17 protein-coding genes and 1 pseudogene are annotated in these 16,696 nt (G+C 41.2%); all 18 read right to left on the bottom strand.

The genetic code is table 11. The annotated features are described in order from the left end of the window. Position 1: 1 nt before the first annotated feature. Positions 2 to 781, bottom strand: a complete 780-nt coding sequence (locus DXD06_RS03730) for a protein-ADP-ribose hydrolase (RefSeq protein ID WP_117830708.1) — start codon at positions 779 to 781, stop codon at positions 2 to 4. Continuing rightward, positions 778 to 1,722, bottom strand: coding sequence for a Sir2 silent information regulator family NAD-dependent deacetylase (locus DXD06_RS03725; RefSeq protein WP_117830707.1), 945 nt, complete (start codon positions 1,720 to 1,722; stop codon positions 778 to 780). Before DXD06_RS03725 ends, DXD06_RS03730 begins: the two co-directional genes overlap by 4 nt. 2 nt (positions 1,723 to 1,724) lie before the next feature. Beyond that, a complete protein-coding gene (locus tag DXD06_RS03720) occupies positions 1,725 to 2,333 on the bottom strand; it encodes a 4Fe-4S binding protein (protein ID WP_117830706.1) in 609 nt (202 codons plus the stop codon). 78 nt (positions 2,334 to 2,411) lie between these two features. Further along, positions 2,412 to 2,807: a pyridoxamine 5'-phosphate oxidase family protein gene (locus DXD06_RS03715; RefSeq protein ID WP_117830705.1), complete on the bottom strand. Its 396-nt coding sequence runs from the start codon at positions 2,805 to 2,807 to the stop codon at positions 2,412 to 2,414. Between the two features lie 179 nt (positions 2,808 to 2,986). Continuing rightward, entirely contained in the window at positions 2,987 to 3,424 is a 438-nt protein-coding gene (locus DXD06_RS03710) for an Rrf2 family transcriptional regulator (protein ID WP_117830704.1), read from the bottom strand. 151 nt (positions 3,425 to 3,575) lie between these two features. Beyond that, complete coding sequence (locus DXD06_RS03705; protein WP_147343603.1) at positions 3,576 to 4,127, bottom strand: hypothetical protein; 552 nt, start codon at positions 4,125 to 4,127, stop codon at positions 3,576 to 3,578. A 19-nt stretch (positions 4,128 to 4,146) separates the two neighbouring features. Continuing rightward, positions 4,147 to 4,293 carry a hypothetical protein gene (locus DXD06_RS17020; protein WP_158569480.1) on the bottom strand — a complete coding sequence of 49 codons (147 nt, stop codon included), beginning with the start codon at positions 4,291 to 4,293 and terminating at the stop codon, positions 4,147 to 4,149. Positions 4,294 to 4,390: 97 nt separating this feature from the next. Then, positions 4,391 to 5,548: a hypothetical protein gene (locus DXD06_RS03700; RefSeq protein WP_117830702.1), complete on the bottom strand. Its 1,158-nt coding sequence runs from the start codon at positions 5,546 to 5,548 to the stop codon at positions 4,391 to 4,393. A 121-nt stretch (positions 5,549 to 5,669) separates the two neighbouring features. After that, positions 5,670 to 5,804: pseudogene (locus DXD06_RS17405) on the bottom strand (DUF6061 family protein); the annotation flags it as partial. A 51-nt stretch (positions 5,805 to 5,855) separates the two neighbouring features. Beyond that, on the bottom strand, positions 5,856 to 6,101 hold the full coding sequence (locus DXD06_RS03685) for an acyltransferase (protein WP_330378121.1): 246 nt from the start codon (positions 6,099 to 6,101) through the stop codon (positions 5,856 to 5,858). 61 nt (positions 6,102 to 6,162) lie between these two features. After that, positions 6,163 to 6,342 (bottom strand): maltose acetyltransferase domain-containing protein, encoded by a 180-nt coding sequence (locus DXD06_RS17015; protein WP_055263282.1) that lies wholly within the window; start codon positions 6,340 to 6,342, stop codon positions 6,163 to 6,165. A gap of 31 nt (positions 6,343 to 6,373) precedes the next feature. Next, on the bottom strand, positions 6,374 to 7,417 hold the full coding sequence (locus DXD06_RS03675) for a galactose ABC transporter substrate-binding protein (RefSeq protein ID WP_117830700.1): 1,044 nt from the start codon (positions 7,415 to 7,417) through the stop codon (positions 6,374 to 6,376). 14 nt (positions 7,418 to 7,431) lie between these two features. Further along, on the bottom strand, positions 7,432 to 8,400 hold the full coding sequence (locus tag DXD06_RS03670) for a sugar ABC transporter substrate-binding protein (protein WP_117830699.1): 969 nt from the start codon (positions 8,398 to 8,400) through the stop codon (positions 7,432 to 7,434). 1 nt (position 8,401) lies between these two features. Next, on the bottom strand, positions 8,402 to 10,207 hold the full coding sequence (locus tag DXD06_RS03665) for a cache domain-containing sensor histidine kinase (protein ID WP_117830698.1): 1,806 nt from the start codon (positions 10,205 to 10,207) through the stop codon (positions 8,402 to 8,404). Then, positions 10,188 to 11,792, bottom strand: a complete 1,605-nt coding sequence (locus tag DXD06_RS03660) for a response regulator (RefSeq protein ID WP_117830697.1) — start codon at positions 11,790 to 11,792, stop codon at positions 10,188 to 10,190. Before DXD06_RS03660 ends, DXD06_RS03665 begins: the two co-directional genes overlap by 20 nt. Before the next feature lie 142 nt (positions 11,793 to 11,934). After that, positions 11,935 to 13,581: an ABC transporter permease subunit gene (locus tag DXD06_RS03655; RefSeq protein ID WP_117830696.1), complete on the bottom strand. Its 1,647-nt coding sequence runs from the start codon at positions 13,579 to 13,581 to the stop codon at positions 11,935 to 11,937. A gap of 15 nt (positions 13,582 to 13,596) precedes the next feature. Continuing rightward, positions 13,597 to 15,105, bottom strand: a complete 1,509-nt coding sequence (locus DXD06_RS03650) for a sugar ABC transporter ATP-binding protein (RefSeq protein WP_022045918.1) — start codon at positions 15,103 to 15,105, stop codon at positions 13,597 to 13,599. A 67-nt stretch (positions 15,106 to 15,172) separates the two neighbouring features. Beyond that, positions 15,173 to 16,468, bottom strand: coding sequence for a substrate-binding domain-containing protein (locus DXD06_RS03645; RefSeq protein WP_117830695.1), 1,296 nt, complete (start codon positions 16,466 to 16,468; stop codon positions 15,173 to 15,175). Between the last annotated feature and the right edge of the window lie 228 nt (positions 16,469 to 16,696).

The following is a 16,696-nucleotide window of genomic DNA, read 5'->3' as shown; positions in this document are numbered from 1 at the left end:
TTTATCCAATTAGTGCATGATAGATTCTCAGATCATCGTCCTTGAATACGTTAAATATGACTTTTTTTATTCTGCTGTCCTCATTGATATAATTCTTTACCGTCTCGGTAGCGATTTCTGCCGCCCTTTGCTGTGGAAAACGAAACACCCCCGTTGACAGACAACAAAAAGCTACGGACTCTGCTCCCGTGTCCGCCGCCAGTTTGAGACATTCTCTGTAGCAGCTTGCCAGCAATTCTTCCTCTTTTCCTGTAACCTCCCACTGTATGATCGGTCCTACGGTGTGAAGAATATATTTTGCCGGAAGATTATAACCGGACGTAATCTTTGCCTTTCCGGTTTCTTCTTCATGTCCCTGCTTTTTCATAATTTCATACATTTTCAGGCGAAGTTCCATCCCTGCATATGTGTGGATAAAATTGTCAATACAGGCATGCATCGGGGAAAAACATCCAAGCATCTGCGAATTACAGGCATTGACAATTGCATCGCATTTTAAGGTTGTGATATCTCCCTGCCAGATATAAAGCCTTGGATCAGATGCTACCGGTGTCAGGTCTGCAATGTCTGTGATCCCTCGCTCCCTGTTTCTTTCGATAAGATATTCGTCCTGAATCCTTAAGAAATCTGCCGGGATTGGTTTTGGCAATCTGGTATTCATCAGGGAACGGAGCAAATTCTCCTGTCTCTGTTTATCTTTAGGAATCTTTTGCTTCCGAAAACGGATTTCCTCTTTCAGAAGATATTGAATCAGGCAGCATCTTCTTTCTTCCTGTGTCATAATACACTCCCTCTTATCGCAGTAATTGCCTTTGCCATATCACCGCCGATCCCAATTGCGCGCTCTTTAAAGCTTTCCGGCACTATCGCCTCATCTTTATTCAATCGAATCAGGCTGTATGACTTATTTTCACGTACCATTTTCTCAAACGGAAACCGGATAATAATTGGTGTGTTGAATCCGACTCCAAGTTCTAAAAGTACAACCTTTTTATCTTTGTTCTGTTCCAGAAAATCCGCATATCTGTCGGCAGCCTCATGCCATGCCTCATCTTCTACGAAGTAACTATCACAGCGCAGATGCATTGCCATTTTTCCTCCGCATACCGGACATTTGGGCACAAGTTCGGATGGGATCAGACAGTCTTTTCTGGCAGCATCCATCTTTTCAAACAGTTCTTTTGCATCATACACCTTTGGATGACAGCCGCGCTGACACTGAATTTCTCCATAATCGCCCTGTGTTGCAAAAATCCGGTCTGCCGAAAATCCTGCTTTGTAAAACTGATGATCGACATTCGTGGTAAGTACAAAATACTCCTTATCCTGCACCATGGCAAACAATTCCTGATACAGCGGCAATGCCGGTGGATCAAACCGGTTGATCAGCGCATGTTTGGACCAGTAGCCCCATCTTGCTTCCTCCGAAGGAAATGGATAAAAACCCGCTGCATACATATCGGTCATATACTGACCACCATATTTTCCGATGAATTCCGCAAAGTTTTCCCGAAACCGCTTTCCACCATACGCAAGTCCTGCCGCCGTGGAAGCTCCCGCACCGGCACCGATGATCACCGCATCGGCATCCTTTAGGAGTTTTGCTGCATTTTTGATCTGATCCTCATATGCATCCTTTTGAAACACATAATCCTTTGCCGGAATCCCGCATAAAAATTTATTCCAGTCTACATGCCCTTTTCTGATTTTTTTAAAGATCATACTTAACCTCTTTTCTGAATGCACTGCTTCGGACAAATTTCTGCACATCTTCCACAATGAAGACAATGATTCTGATCGATTACAACCGGCTTCCCAGACACGTCAATGCATTTCTGTGGACAAACAGAATAACAGAGTTTACAGCCAATACATTTTTGTCCCACGAAATAACCGGTTTGGATTTTCTCTCCTTTCCCTATCAGGATCGTATCTCTTACGATCTTTGACGGATTGCTGATATCAAAGTATTCCCCCTGCGCTTCATACAACTGAAATACTTCGAGTGCTTCCCACGTATCCCCCGGATAGATTTCTTTCATGTAGGGATTTTTCTCAAACATGAGAGTAAGATTCTTCTTTCCGATATTTTTCACGTTTCCGCGAAGCGATACTGCACGCTTGTCTTTTGTCGCCGATATTGCCACATACTGCTGCTCCATAAGCTGTTCGTAAAATGCTTTTCCTTTTGCAGTAAGAAAATATACCCCATCCGCATCGTAGTACATCATATCAATAATTCTTGTCTGCGGATGTCCGTCTGAACCGATTGTTGCAACTGTGGTGGAGTGAATTTCTTCAACCAAAAACTTTAAATAATCCATATGTGCCATTTCAAAACTTCTCCTTTATTAAACAGCAACCCCCGCGAAAAGCGAGGGCTGGTGCTACATGTCAGGGTTTCATAAAAATTAGAATTCGTAAGGTGGATTTCCTGAGAAATCAGCGATCACACCGTGAGGATTTTCAAGGTAAAATACCTCAAAAATCGGGTTATCTGCGGTCTGATACTGTCCCTTAACGATTGGATTGTTCATGCAGCCTTCCTTGACACTCATGTTGTCTTCAAATACAGCCTTGCCATGAAGACGGATCCATGCATACTCTGGAGAAGAAACGGATACTTCGATTTCCGGATTCGCAAGCATATCTTTGTAAACATCCTTTGTGTTGTTTGTGCAGAACCAGAGCTTTCCATCCTGCTCAAAGCAGAACATGAATGGACGGCACTTTGCCTTTCCGTCACGTCCTACGGTTGCTAAATACTGTACTGGGTTTGCCTGTAAAAATTCTACTACTTTCTGCATAAAATAGTACCTCCTGAATTGTTTTGTTGTATCTCTTGTTGTTACATCTGATGGTTGTACTATAACATGGTTTTAATGTAACGTCAATGGTTACATCAGAATTTTTGTAGCTTTTTTGGTTACATCTGATTTTTTCCTATAAAATAAAAGCCCCAGACTTATCATCTGAAGCTTCCTTTCTACTGCTCTTTTTCTATACATGAGGCAACATCGTTTTTCACATCCGCAAGCGTTATCTGGGAAAGTTTTTCTTCCATTGCCTTTTGCACCTCCAGCAATCGGTTATCCAAAACACGGTGAATATTTTTCCCTACCGGACAGTTCGGATTCGGATTCTCATGAAAATGAAACAATTGTTCCTCCGGTGTACACTCTACCGCTTTGTATATATCGAGAAAGGTAATCTGCTCCAAAGGTCTGGTAATCGTAACTCCACCGGTTCCTCTTGACACCTCAATCAGCCCTGCCGCCTTTAACTGCTGCAATATTTTTCGTATTATGACCGGATTCGTACCAATGCTGCCCGCCATAAAATCGCTGGTCATCTTCTGATCTGTAAATGTATCTATACAGGCAAACATATGAATTGCCATCGTAAATCTGCTTGAAATCTGCATGATCTGCACCTCTTTTCCGTGTTTATCCTATCAGATTACGAATGTAATTGCAATGGTTACGTTACTGTTCACTCAGTGCCTGAACAACAAAGTATTCAGGTGTTGCGTGAACCGTAAAAATCGTCATTTGAATTGAACTTATAAAATCTCTCTACGGCTTTACAACAGAATCTTTGATCTGCAGTTGCTGTGAAATCGTTCCACTTTCATATAAGAAATCGGCAGTTTTCTGCAGATCCGCCACAATCGTATTTTTTCCTTTGAATAGGTCCGTTCCATCTGCTAAAATCTGTGTGTCCCCACTGCTTTGAATTTTGGTGATGGATGGTTCCCAGGTCGTGACAGCATCCACCTGTCCCTGCGTCAGTGCCGTTGCCTGCTCCCCATTATAGGAAATTCCAATGATAGAACGGTTCTGTCCGGCTGCAATCCCTGAAATCGAAGGCACATTTCCCATTACTCCGATGTCCTGTTGCCCGGCCGCGAACGATTTATTTTCCGGTGGTTCAGATTCAAACTCCGTAAAGTTGATGTCTACTGCATCCTCTTTTAATGCATCGGTAAGCCACCCTTTATCCCGCAAAACGTAAAGCGATACATAGCCGGGAACCGGCTGAATGGCAATGTTCAGATGCGTCCCGGTTTCGGAAGATGCCTCCTGTTTGGAACCGCATCCAAACATCTGAAGTGCAAAAGCTGTCACAAGCAGCAACACAATAATTTTATTGTGTCAGGCACCTTGTTCCTTTATTCTTTAATTTCTTCTCTTGATTTTTAAGCTGAGATAATTGCTTTTCATATTTTTCTTTTTCTTCTTTCTTGCTTTCAATCTCTGCTTTTACCTTTTCTAATTCTGTTTTATTGTTCATAAAAATCATCTCCTTTCATATTTTGGGCAAAGAAAAAGGCTAAATACCTTTTCAGATAAATAGCCTTTTCATTTCAATTTTCAGTTATATATTCTATTTATTTATTAGTTAATTTAGAGAGTAATTCTGAAACCATTTCTGTAAATTCAAAAGGCTCAATATTGATGCCATCCATTACATAAGTATGTTTGTTAAGCTTAAAAACAGCTCTTGTTATTATCTTGTCATCAACATTTAAATTTTCAGACTTAGATAATTTCACATTAACACCACATAATGTCGACATTTTTAAATCCTTTAACCCATAATCAATGCCGGTTTCGTTCTTGTCAGCGATAATAACATCAAGAATCTTATCGTTATTATCTTCATTTACTAAATGGACTTTTATATATGCACGCTCTGTATAATCGTCTTTATTATTTGGTTTTACTAAAATTTCATACACAGAAACTGGATTATATTTTTCAAATATTGACAAGGATGCTAAAATTTCTTTCCCTTCATCTCCATCTAATGCTACTTCTTTAGCATCTATTTTAGGCATCGACATTTGATTATCATTAAATACTAAACAATCTTTTTTATACTTATCATATAGCTTTAAGTATTCAATTTTCGATTCCTTTCTCTTTTCCTTGACCCATAACCCAAATGCATAATCTTTTATCTCTTTGTTCATCCGTTTCATTAGCTCAGAGTCTGAATATTTGTCTAATTCTCCATGAAGCTCTTTCTGGCTTTTAAAAGATTCGATAAGATTGGCGTCTATTTTCACTTCTTGTTCTAACACTTTGTTTTTTGTACTTACAAACAACAATCTATCTTTTAATTTTTGTTTCAGAGTCGTTTCCCCATAGATTTTAAGAGCTTTATCATAGACTTCTTTGTTAATGGCTTCATACTCGCAAATAGCATTATCAATTTCGGATTCAGAAACAAAAACTCCTAATTTTTCTGCATATGATGTTGCCACTATTTCATCTATGCTATTTTCAACAATATCCGAATATGATACACCTACTTTTCCAAACTGTTGCAGAAAAATTTCATTAATTTCATCGTGATAAATGTATTTATCATTTACTTTCACAATGGCACCGTTAATGTTCTCATTCTTTACACTTAAATTATTATCTGCATAAGCACTTTTATAAGAAACATTTTCATTCAAAGTGCATCCATGTAGCAAAGCAGAAAATATAATTAGTAGTAAGGGCATCACGAATCTATTAAATTTCATTAGATTTCTCATAGCTGGTCTCCAATTCAATTTTCTCACTATTTATTTTAGCACGCACAATTCTTATATTCCACTTATGTTTTTCTAAAGATTTTATGGGTGGACTGCCATACATAGCAATCCACCCATAAAATTACCATACTTCTAGATTATCTTCCGCATTCACCCAATCTTGCATCTCACCCGTCAAAGCCAACCTGGCATACTCAATAGGGTTGTCAATGGCAAGAGCATTTAATGCACACTGAGAATTAGGTGTGGTCATCAATCCCTGCCTGCGCAATACTCTGTACGCGCATTGCAAGATCCATCCACGAATTCATGATCTACTTCTCCCACTTTCCCGCTCCGACAACGGCACTTCGTTTTTCATGTAAGTATCCCACACCTGCATCCGATCCTGCTCATCCAGCTTTCGCAATACCTTCGCCGGAACACCTGCCACGATGCAGTTATCCGGAACATCACGGTTTACGACTGCCCCTGCCGCTACAATACAGTTTTTTCCGATGGTCACCCCACCACAGATCGTCGCGCTCGAACAGATCCAACTTCCGCTTCCGATGTGGATCGGCTTTGCATACTCAAGGTCATGGAAACCATCCGGATACTGCTGCGGCAGGCGCTCATCCGGGAGGAACGGATGGAATCATTTTTTCCAGCAGACGCTGCTTTCTTTTCTTCATCCACAGCGGTGTGCGGTTGAATTTATCACAGGTTTCCATCCCAAACGAATGGTATTTTTCCAGATCTTTGCTGTCGGCATTGTAGAGTCTGCCGGCTTTCATTCTTTCCCAGTTATTCATGTCTGTTTCTCCTTTTTTGGGATCGCGTACCTTATTCTTCTTTCTCCAGAAATGTCTGCACATTTTCTTTTGTAACTTTCTGATATGCGCGATATATATATTTATAATTTTTAAACGGATTTGGATTATTTTCATCCTCTGTAGCAATCGAAAATGCAAGGTTTGCCATTGCTGCTGCCTGCCCTTCTTTATCATTATATACGGTTGCTGCAAGTGTTCCGTCTTTTACCGCTTCAAGCCCTTCTTTTGTCCCATCTATTCCAAAAAATACCGGCCGGTTTGTTTCCGTATACCCGAGCTTTTCATAAGCATCCATAGCACCGAGTGCCATTGCATCATTATTGGCAAGAACAACTTCCATCCGGTTGTTATATTGTCCGATCAGCTGCATCATACGGTTCTGTGCCTGCACACGATTCCAGTTTGCAATCTGATAACTCAGTTTTTCCAGTGCAATCCCCTGTTCTTTCAGGCTCTCCGCAACGCTTTCCGTTCTAATAATGGCATCCTGATGCCCCATTTCCCCCTCAAGTATCACATACTGGATTTTCCCATCATGATTGCGGTCCACATCCGGATGTTCTTTGATATAAGCTGCTGCAAGCTGTCCCTGCATCTGTCCGGATTGTTTTGCTTCTGCTCCGACATAGTATAACTGATCCCACTGCATCAGGTCTTCTTCCACCGGTTCCCTGTTAAAAAATATAATGGGAATATCGTGTTCCTGCGCGGCTGTAATGATCTGTGACGGATCCGTCCGGTCTGCCAGGTTGACGCACAGAATATCACAACCATTGCCGATCATTTCCTGCACCTGATCGTCCTGCGTTCTTTGCGAATTTGCAGCATCCATAATGGTCAGGCTGATATCATATCCCCTTTTTTCCAGTGTCCTGCATTCCCTTTTAAAATTCTCCAGAAGTTCCCCCAGAAAGGTATCTCTCTGGTCATAACATGCGACCCCAATATAAATCTGTTTCGGTATTTCCTTTTTTTCGCTTCCACATGCACCATACAAAAGAAATCCCATCAGACCAATTAATGCCATAGCGTTTTTTATTTTTCTTTTATCCATGATAACCCCTGATTTTACCGGCTGATTGTAAACAGCAGGTTCCGGTTCTCCTCCGAAAAAAGATTTTCCCGTGTGAGAACGGTATATGTAATCTGCCGGTCTTTCATTTTATAGAAAAAATTATGTCGTTTTTTAATAAGTTCTGCAACACTTTCATAACCTGCGTCAAACTCATCCGGAGCAACCAGACATTGTGCCCATCCTGCATCCAGATAATAAACTGCCTCCGTTGAATTTCCAATTCCATAGAGTACCGCCCCATACAGGTCATTATCCTTTGCCGCCTCCCCGGCTTCCACAAAGCTTGCATTATCCAAAGCCATCACGATATCCACCTTTCTTTGTGTCTGTAAATTGATTTTCTCTTTCGAATCATTTTCTTTTGATACAGACCATAAAATTTCTGCGCCACTCCCCTTTAATGTATCGCAAATCCCCTTCTTTCTTTTTATCACTGCTTCTGAAGTGGCATGCTGCGAATAGATCCCAATCTTCTTCCCGATCAGATTTCCACGGTAATTTTCCAGAAGCTTTTGGGCAAGATCCGCACCCATATGGTAATGATCAGGTTCTATTGTATGCAATCCGGACGGTTCTTCGGGAAATGTATCTCCCACGGCCATTATGGGAACACTTTTTTCCAGCTGTTTTAGCTTTTGCTGCCCATCCCGGTTTGCAATCGGTTTTACGATCACCGCATCTGCTCCTTTTGCAATTTCCTGATTCATAATCTCAATCTCATCATTGGCGGTTTCCATATTGTCCTTACTGATGATCACAACATCTGCATCATATTCCCGTGCTGCCATTTTCAGTCCGTATTTAAACGCTGACCACTCGCTCTCATCCACATCCGGTATGATCACCGCAATTGTTTCCGGATCATGGCCGTTTTGCTTATAGATGATAAAGCCGAGAACCAGAATCACGAGAATTCCCAGAACTGCCTCTATTATCACAAATGTTTTTTTCCCATGTTTCATTTTAAGAATCCTCCGGCATATGGTGTTCCTCAAATTTCCTGCGATTTTCCTCACTGTAAACAATCTCAGGAATGATAACTGTCACTGTCGTTCCCTCATCCAGTTCACTTTCTATCTGAAGTCCGTATGGTTCTCCAAACAATAACCGAAGCCGGTTATTTACATTCACAAGCCCGACTCCGGAGCCTTTTTTATGTACACGGTTTGTATCCTTCAATAGCAGGTCAATCTCCTCTTCCGGAATCCCCATTCCGTTATCCGATACCTGCATAAAGATATTTTCTTGTTCTTTCCATCCGCGAATGAGGATTTTTCCGCAGTCATCCATCTCCCTTACACCGTAATTAATCGCATTTTCAAGGATCGGCTGCAGCACAAGTTTCACGATACAATCATCCAGAATATCCGGACTGATATCAAATACAACCTCAAACTTGTTTTTATACCGCACTTTTTGTATATTAACATAACTTTGTGCGTGCTGCAGTTCATCCCTTATGCGGATAACCGTATGTCCTTTTGAAAGGCTGATCCGGAAAAGCTTTGCCAGCTGTGTGATCATAAAGGCAGCTTCCTCATTTTTACCGCTTTCTATCATCCAGGTGATGGAGTCTAATGTATTGTATAAAAAATGCGGGTTGATCTGGCTTTGCAGCACATCAAATTCGCTTTTTCTTCTTTCATTCTGTTCCCATATGACTTTTTTCATCAGTTCGGAATTCTGCCGGTAGGATTCCTGAATGGATTGTCCCAGATGCCGGATCTCTGTTGAGCCTCCGATTGCAATCTTTTCTTCTTTCCCTTCCTGATATTCACGCACCGAGTGATCCAGCTTCATAATCGGCCGTGATATCCGCACGGAAATCATGCGGTTTACAAATACAAGCATCATTGCCATAAGCAGTAAAATAAGCAGGACAAACTGCTTTACATCGGCCATCTTATTTGTGAATATTTCATACGGCATAACACAGATCAGGCGCCATCCTGTATAACTGATTGCACCCACCATAACTTTTCTGTGATTTTTTTCCAAATATTCATCGTAAATTTTTTCTTTGGACGAAGCTGCCTTTACGCTGCTTTCCGTATCCATGCCATTGTCAATTCTTGCCTGATGCGGATGATAAATAATATTTCCCTCACCATCACACAGATAAAAATACTGTCCTTTTCCTGACGTATTAATCCGTTCCATCATACGTGAAATCCCGGAATAGTCCATATCCACAAGCAGCACTCCCAACTGTGTATCTGTCCCATTCGTAAGTTCCACGACACGGCTGGAAGAAATCACCCAGTAATACCGACAGGTACCGTCATCAAACAAATTCTGGACATGGGGTGTGGAAAAATGGATATTCTCCATACGTGTTTTTGCCTGCATAAACCATCCCTGTCTGGTCACATCCGGTTCTTCTTTCTGGGCAACAACCGGCTCTGCTGCCATAAGGCTTCCGTATCCATTATATATTGCAATGCTCCTTAAGTTCTCTTTATTTGCCTCATATAAAAGATTTAACCCTTTGTGGATGGATTCGTTCTGTTCCCGGATATCGTTTTCCTTTATAACATCATAATATGCAGCATCCGATACCTGTCTCATATTCACAAGATAATTTTCTATGGAATCCACCGTCTGATCCATAATCTTTCGGTTATTATCCACAATATTCTGCTGTGTAATACCCGAAAATCTCCAATATACCATCACACCCATACAGACCATAATTAAGGTTGATATTATGGAAAATGCAATCATGATGGTTGACTGGATATCTCCCGGTTTATTTTTCATTTTTTTCATATGCTGTCCTGTATTTTGAAGGGGACACCCCAAACTGTCTTTTAAACACGTAACTGAAGTAATTTGGATCGGAATATCCCACACTCTTTGCAATCATATAACTTTTTTCCGCGGTTTCCACAAGCATGCGTGCCGCCTTATCCATACGGTATTCCGTCAGGTATCCGACAAAAGAATTCCCTGTTTCTTTTTTGAACATGCTTGAAAAATAAGAATTTGACACACCTAGTTCTTTACAGATATCGTCAAGCCCCAAATCTTCCTGCTGATAATTGTCGTGCACATATTCTTTTGCCCTCCCGATCAGGGATTTCTTGGAATGGTACCGGGCATCTGCCATGTCATCATGCAGCATACAGCAGAATTTTAAAAGCCATTTCTGCAAAACCTGCGGTTCCAAATTACACAGTTCATTATACAAAGAACTGATGCCTCCCTGTATTTTTGTGGTATCCATTTCATTGTTGACCATAAAATGATACAGTTCACCAATAAGTTCCATAACCGCCACATGATATTTTTCCAATGATTTTAGATCATGGAAATTATGCTGCACGTAAACTTCTATGGCATTTGCAATATCTTCATTTTCTCCAAGGCAGATCTTTTTAAACACATTGGACAGTTCTGTTCCCTCTCCGGCATCCCTTTGGATTTTTCTCTGCGGAACAATCTCTTTTAAATTTATTGCCCGGTTGCTTCCATATAAAACACGATAGGAAACCGCTTCCCTGGCACTTTGATAGGATGCTGCAATCTTTGCGATGTGCCCGCATACCTGACCGATCCCTATGGTTACTTTTGCCCCCATAATATGATGGATATATTTACAGAAACGGTCACAGGCATCCGTTAGTTCTGAAATTTCTTCCTCACTTTTTAACTGCATAATCATAATGGTATCCCCAAGATAGCGAAAACGCTTCGCGTTCCATTTTTCCCCAAGGTTCTCCCCTGCCTGCCGGTCTACCGATACCGAAAGCAGCCGTATATCCATGCCCTCCGGAATCTGGCTTGCCGATGTGTGTATGATCAGGCAGCAATACCACGGGCCTGTAAAAGCAATCTGGTAATCCTTAAAATAATGCGGCATCTCCTCTTCCGGAATACGTCCTTCAATAAGCGTTGTATACAAATTCGCCTGCAGCATTGGAAGGGAATCCGCATAATATTTTTTCAAAAGATCCGTATTTCTTTTTTCACTGATCTCATAGTCCAGTTTCTCTTTCAGACGCTCAAACACTTCTGTTATTTCCACAGCATTGAGCGGCTTTAAAATATATTCCTCAATTTCAAGATGCACGGCTTCTTTTGCATATTCAAAATCATCAAACCCGGTAAAAAGCAGAATTTTTGTTGCCGGATACTTTGCTTTTATATGTGCACACAATTCCAGTCCGTCCATATATGGCATCCGGATGTCCGTCATAACAACATCCGGCTGCATTTCTTCAAGCATGTCCATTGCTTTAAATCCGTTGTTTGCATGCCCGGCAACCTGAAAGCCGAGTTCCTCCCATTTAACTTTTTTAACGATGGCTTCAATGACTTCTTCTTCATCATCCACCAGCAATAATGTATACATACCTCTTCCCCCATGTTATTTTATTTATTATAGCAATTTGTCCAGATAAAGTAAAACCTTTCCAACATAAAACAGAGATGCCCTGCATGTTTCATGCATCACCGGCATCCCTGCTTTTTCATTATAGAGGAGAGTATATGTTTTATTTTTTCTGAACGTATTTCAGACAATCCAGTGTTACTGCAACAAGGATGATAATACCCGAGAATACGAACTGGAGGTTGGTATCAATACCCAGGATTGTGAGGGAGTATGTTAATGCTGTAAAGATACATACACCGGTAACAACACCGGAAATCTTACCAATACCACCGGTAAATGATACACCACCGACAACGCAGGCTGCAATGGCATCCATATCCCAGCCCTGTCCATAAGCGGCAGAACCAGATCCTACCATTCGGGTACATTCAAGCCAGGAACCAAATCCGTAAAGGATACCTGCCATAATAAATGCACCAAGTGTTACTGCAAAGACAGAAATTCCTGAAACAGCTGCTGCCTCCGGATTTCCTCCGACTGCATAAAGATTTTTACCAAAGGTTGTTTTGTTCCAGATAAACCATACAATGACAATTGCTGCAACTGCCCAGAGAATGATGGTCGGGAATCCATTGACTTTTGGAATTACCATATTCGGAATGGTCGGCTCGATCGCTCCGAAGGAAACACCTTTTGTCGCATAGGTGACCAGACCAAAAATGACAAGCATGTTTGCCATGGTCGATATAAACGGATGCATCTTGAATTTCGCTGTAAAAAATCCGGCTATACTTGTAAAGAACGTACATAATACAATACATGCTACCAGTGCAAGAACGACTCTTGCCGGTGTCGGTACTTTCGTAAAATCAAAGATGTGTCCGAACACGCCACCTGTATTTACACCCTGATGCATGATAATGGTTGCGGTTGTCATTCCCATACCAACCATTCGTCCAACGGAAAGATCCGTTCCTGTAAGAAGGATCAGACCTGCAACTCCAAGTGCTAAAAACATTCTAGGCGATGCCTGCTGGAGAATATTTAAAATATTATTATACGTAAGAAGCGGCGTTCCTTTTTTGATTGGAGTTATGATACATAACGCAACAAAAATAAGAATGATCGCGATGTAGAGTCCATTCTGTAAAAGGAATGTTCTCCGGTTAAATGTATACTTATAATTTTCCCATTTCTGTGCCTGATTTTCTGCAAATGTGAATTTGGACAACCGGAGCAGATCAATCAGATGATACTTGTAACTGTACGCATCATGCTTCCGGTCTTTAATCCTCTGATACTCTTTTTCCAGTTCAATCTTTTCATTGGAAACACGGTTCTTATATACATAATTTTCTTCTTTGACCTCGGCCTGGGCGGAAGTCTTTGCCAGAGTTTCTTTGTGTTCCTTTTCAATCTTTGCAAGTCTCTGCTGATGCTCCTGCAGTGCCTGTTCCTTTTCCGCTATACAACTTGCCTTAACTGCATTATAATACTTGTCAAAATTATTTTTGAGATAATTTTCTGCTTTCCCGATCAGTTTTGCGATCTGGTCTTTGTTCTGTGCCTCTACCGCTTTTGCCTGTTCAAGCTCCTTCTGGCAGGATGCAATCTCAGAATCTTTTTCCCCTTTGGAAAGTGTTTTATCTCTTTTTACGTTTTCGATCCTGCTCTGGTACATAATGACTTTTGCCGTACCATCTTTTCTGAGTTCATCAATCTCTTTTTGTATTTTTCCGACATATTCCTCAATCGGCTGACGCAGTGTTTTTTCCTGCTCCGCTGTAAGAATCTTGCTATTTGCCATATCTGTCCCCCCTGCCTATAAATATTTCGCGCTGAGGCGAAGTAATTCTTCCTGATTCGTTTCCTTTGTATTGACAATGCCCGCAAGCCGTCCGTTCGACATGACACCGATCCGGTTTGTAATACCAAGGATTTCCGGCATCTCAGAAGAAACCACGATAATGGTCTTTCCCTGTTTTGCCATCTGTATGATCAGGTCATAAATTTCATATTTTGCGCCGACATCAATTCCTCTTGTCGGTTCATCCATCATAAACACCTTCGGTTCACGCTCGAGCCACTTTCCAAAAATAACCTTCTGCTGGTTTCCTCCGGAAAGACTTGAAATCATATCGTTTGGTCCCAGACATTTGGTATGCATGACTTTAATTTCATTTGCGGTAGCCTTTGTCATTTTCGGTTCTGAAAGTGCCGCGCCTTTTTTATATGCATTAAGATTTGCAATGGTTGTATTAAATGTAAGATTCCCTTTCAGGAATAATCCATTTGCCTTCCGTTCTTCCGTAATAAGCGCGAATCCATAATCCATTGCCTCTTTTGCACAGCTGAAATTCATAAGCTTATGGTTCAGATAAACACGGCCTGCGGCTCTTGTGCGGATACCGAATATGGTTTCCAGCAATTCTGTCCGTCCGGCTCCCACAAGGCCATATAAGCCAAAAATCTCCCCTTCACGGACATCAAATGTAACATCCTGTAAATACGGCTCATATTTTGTGGACAAATGCTGGATTGATAAAATAACATCTTTCGGCTGATTATCCACCGGTGGAAAACGGTTTTCCAGCACACGGCCTACCATTGCAGTAATCAGTTCATTCATATTTGTTTCTTTTGCACTTTTTGTCATGACCAGATTTCCATCCCGGAGTACGGAAATATCATCACAGATCTCAAATATTTCATCCATTTTATGGGAAATATAAATAAGGGAGATGCCCTGGTCACGAAGCATCCGCATCATATCAAAAAGTTTATCCACTTCCTGTACGGTAAGTGATGATGTTGGCTCATCCAATACGATTACTTTCGAATTATATGAGATTGCCTTTGCAATTTCACACATCTGCCGCTGGGAAACGGACATATTTCTCATCGGCTGATCCAGATTCACCGTCATTCCCAGTTTCCGGAATAATTCCGAGGCTTCATTTTTCATTCTTCCCTCATCGATCATCCCAAGGGAATTTACCGGGTATCTGCCAAGAAAGAGATTATCCACAACATTTCTCTCCAGACACTGGTTTAACTCCTGATGCACCATTGCAATCCCATTTTCAAGTGCATCCTTCGGACCGGAAAAATTCACTTCTTTTCCGTCAAGGTATATAGTTCCTTCGTCTTTCTGATAAGTTCCAAAAAGACATTTCATCATTGTTGACTTACCGGCACCATTTTCTCCCATAAGTCCCATAACTGTTCCTTTTCTCACATCAAGGTTGATATGATCAAGTACTCTGTTGCGGCCAAATGATTTACTCATGCCACGTATCGATAAGATAATATCTTTGCTCTGATCCCCCATACTATCCGCTCCTATCCTTTTGTTTTCGGGGAGAGAACCGTATTTCTCCCCCCGAAGTTAAGTTGTTTTACTGATTTAAAAGAGCTGTGTAAGAAGCTGCATTATCTGTTTTCACCATGTTGATGGCAAAAGCATCGTACTGTCCCGGATTGCCCAGACGGTTTGTGATATTAGACTCTGTCTGTCCGTCACCACCAATGTACTCAACATCCAGATTTAAAAGGTCATCATACTTCTGTAACAGCGGCTGATAGGTAGAACTTAAGAAGTTATCAGAAGCATTGTAAATATTCAGCCATACCTTCTTTGTCGGATGGGCAGATGCATCTAACTGTTTGGATACCGGTTCCCATACAACGGTAGAATCTGTAAAATCTTTGTAGTTATCAGCGGTTACTGCCACGTTCAGGGAATAGTAAGATCTCTCGTCTTCTTTGTATACATAAACGTCACTGCTTAATACATTTCCTGCATCGTCTGCAGTTCCGATACCCGTGTCAACATCTACACCATCCAGTGCATTTCTAAGAACACGCAGTGTCAGGTATGCCTGTACGTCTGCATGCTGGCTGATCGTTCCACCGTAGCCTTCTGCAATTGCTGCAACTGCATCGCTGTTTGCATCATATCCGAATGTCGGTACACCGTTATCCTTTGACCATGCATTAAACATTGACATTCCCATTCCATCATTGTTGGATACAACGACATCAATGGAATCCCCGAAAGAAGATGACCATGTACCAATCGCGTTGCCGGCTGTTGCTGCATCCCATGTAGCACCTGCTGAGTTTTTCATTTCCTGAGAAGCAAGTTCACGGATCACATAGGTTTTTCCACCTACTTCAATGCTTCCGTCCTGAACCTGTGATGCTTTTCCATCGGTATTGGTTCCTGCCGGTGCACTGTCTGCCTCGCCGTTTTTATCCACTGCTGTTCCAAGTGCTTTTCTGACACCTCTTGTACGGGCAATGGAATCATTGTGACCGATATCACCGATTGCTAAAACATAACCGATCACGCCATCTCCGTTACGGTCAATCTTGTCAATATTTTTCTCGATGTAATCTTTTACCATGGTACCCTGAAGTTCTGCACCCTGATTTGCATCAAACCCTACATAATAAGTATCTTTGTTAAAATTGAGTGCTGTCATATCAAGCTCTCCTGTGGAACTGTTTGACGGCTGACGGTTAAACCATACCAATGGTTTATCCTTATTTGCGACAGTTGAGGTAGAAGTGCCTCCCCCTGTATTTCCTGTCTGTGTGTCTTTGCCGGAGTTGCCCCCATCTGCTCCGCATGCAGCAGTTGAAAGTGCCAATACTGCCATCATCATAATTGCAACAATTTTCTTTTTCATAAGAATTTCCCCCTTCTTGTTTTGTTTGTAATGCTAGTATAAGAGGTTTTCATCTCATAAACTATAGAATATTTTTTGATTCACATTAAAAATTTTCATATTTTTCCGTTATTTGTTCAATTTTTTCATATTTTTTCTTTGTCATTCCGTCACTTTGCCGTTTATTTGTACTAAAAAAAGGGGCTGTAAAATAAGTCCCTAATATAAGAAACGCCAATTCCGGCAAAT

Source organism: Roseburia sp. TF10-5 (genome assembly GCF_003462365.1).
GTDB lineage: Bacteria > Bacillota > Clostridia > Lachnospirales > Lachnospiraceae > Roseburia > Roseburia faecis.
Note: the sequence above shows the minus strand (reverse complement) of the source record. Positions and strands in the feature narration are given on the sequence as shown.

Coding starts and splice junctions, on each gene's coding strand:
- DXD06_RS03650 (WP_022045918.1), bottom strand. CDS start 15,105: ATGGGGGATCAGAGCAAAGATATTATCTTATCGATACGTGGCATGAGT.
- DXD06_RS03715 (WP_117830705.1), bottom strand. CDS start 2,807: ATGCAGAAAGTAGTAGAATTTTTACAGGCAAACCCAGTACAGTATTTA.
- DXD06_RS03655 (WP_117830696.1), bottom strand. CDS start 13,581: ATGGCAAATAGCAAGATTCTTACAGCGGAGCAGGAAAAAACACTGCGT.
- DXD06_RS03710 (WP_117830704.1), bottom strand. CDS start 3,424: ATGCAGATTTCAAGCAGATTTACGATGGCAATTCATATGTTTGCCTGT.
- DXD06_RS03730 (WP_117830708.1), bottom strand. CDS start 781: ATGACACAGGAAGAAAGAAGATGCTGCCTGATTCAATATCTTCTGAAA.
- DXD06_RS17015 (WP_055263282.1), bottom strand. CDS start 6,342: ATGAATAACTGGGAAAGAATGAAAGCCGGCAGACTCTACAATGCCGAC.
- DXD06_RS03665 (WP_117830698.1), bottom strand. CDS start 10,207: ATGAAAAAAATGAAAAATAAACCGGGAGATATCCAGTCAACCATCATG.
- DXD06_RS03720 (WP_117830706.1), bottom strand. CDS start 2,333: ATGGCACATATGGATTATTTAAAGTTTTTGGTTGAAGAAATTCACTCC.
- DXD06_RS17020 (WP_158569480.1), bottom strand. CDS start 4,293: ATGAACAATAAAACAGAATTAGAAAAGGTAAAAGCAGAGATTGAAAGC.
- DXD06_RS03670 (WP_117830699.1), bottom strand. CDS start 8,400: ATGAAACATGGGAAAAAAACATTTGTGATAATAGAGGCAGTTCTGGGA.
- DXD06_RS03675 (WP_117830700.1), bottom strand. CDS start 7,417: ATGGATAAAAGAAAAATAAAAAACGCTATGGCATTAATTGGTCTGATG.
- DXD06_RS03700 (WP_117830702.1), bottom strand. CDS start 5,548: ATGAGAAATCTAATGAAATTTAATAGATTCGTGATGCCCTTACTACTA.
- DXD06_RS03725 (WP_117830707.1), bottom strand. CDS start 1,722: ATGATCTTTAAAAAAATCAGAAAAGGGCATGTAGACTGGAATAAATTT.
- DXD06_RS03645 (WP_117830695.1), bottom strand. CDS start 16,468: ATGAAAAAGAAAATTGTTGCAATTATGATGATGGCAGTATTGGCACTT.
- DXD06_RS03660 (WP_117830697.1), bottom strand. CDS start 11,792: ATGTATACATTATTGCTGGTGGATGATGAAGAAGAAGTCATTGAAGCC.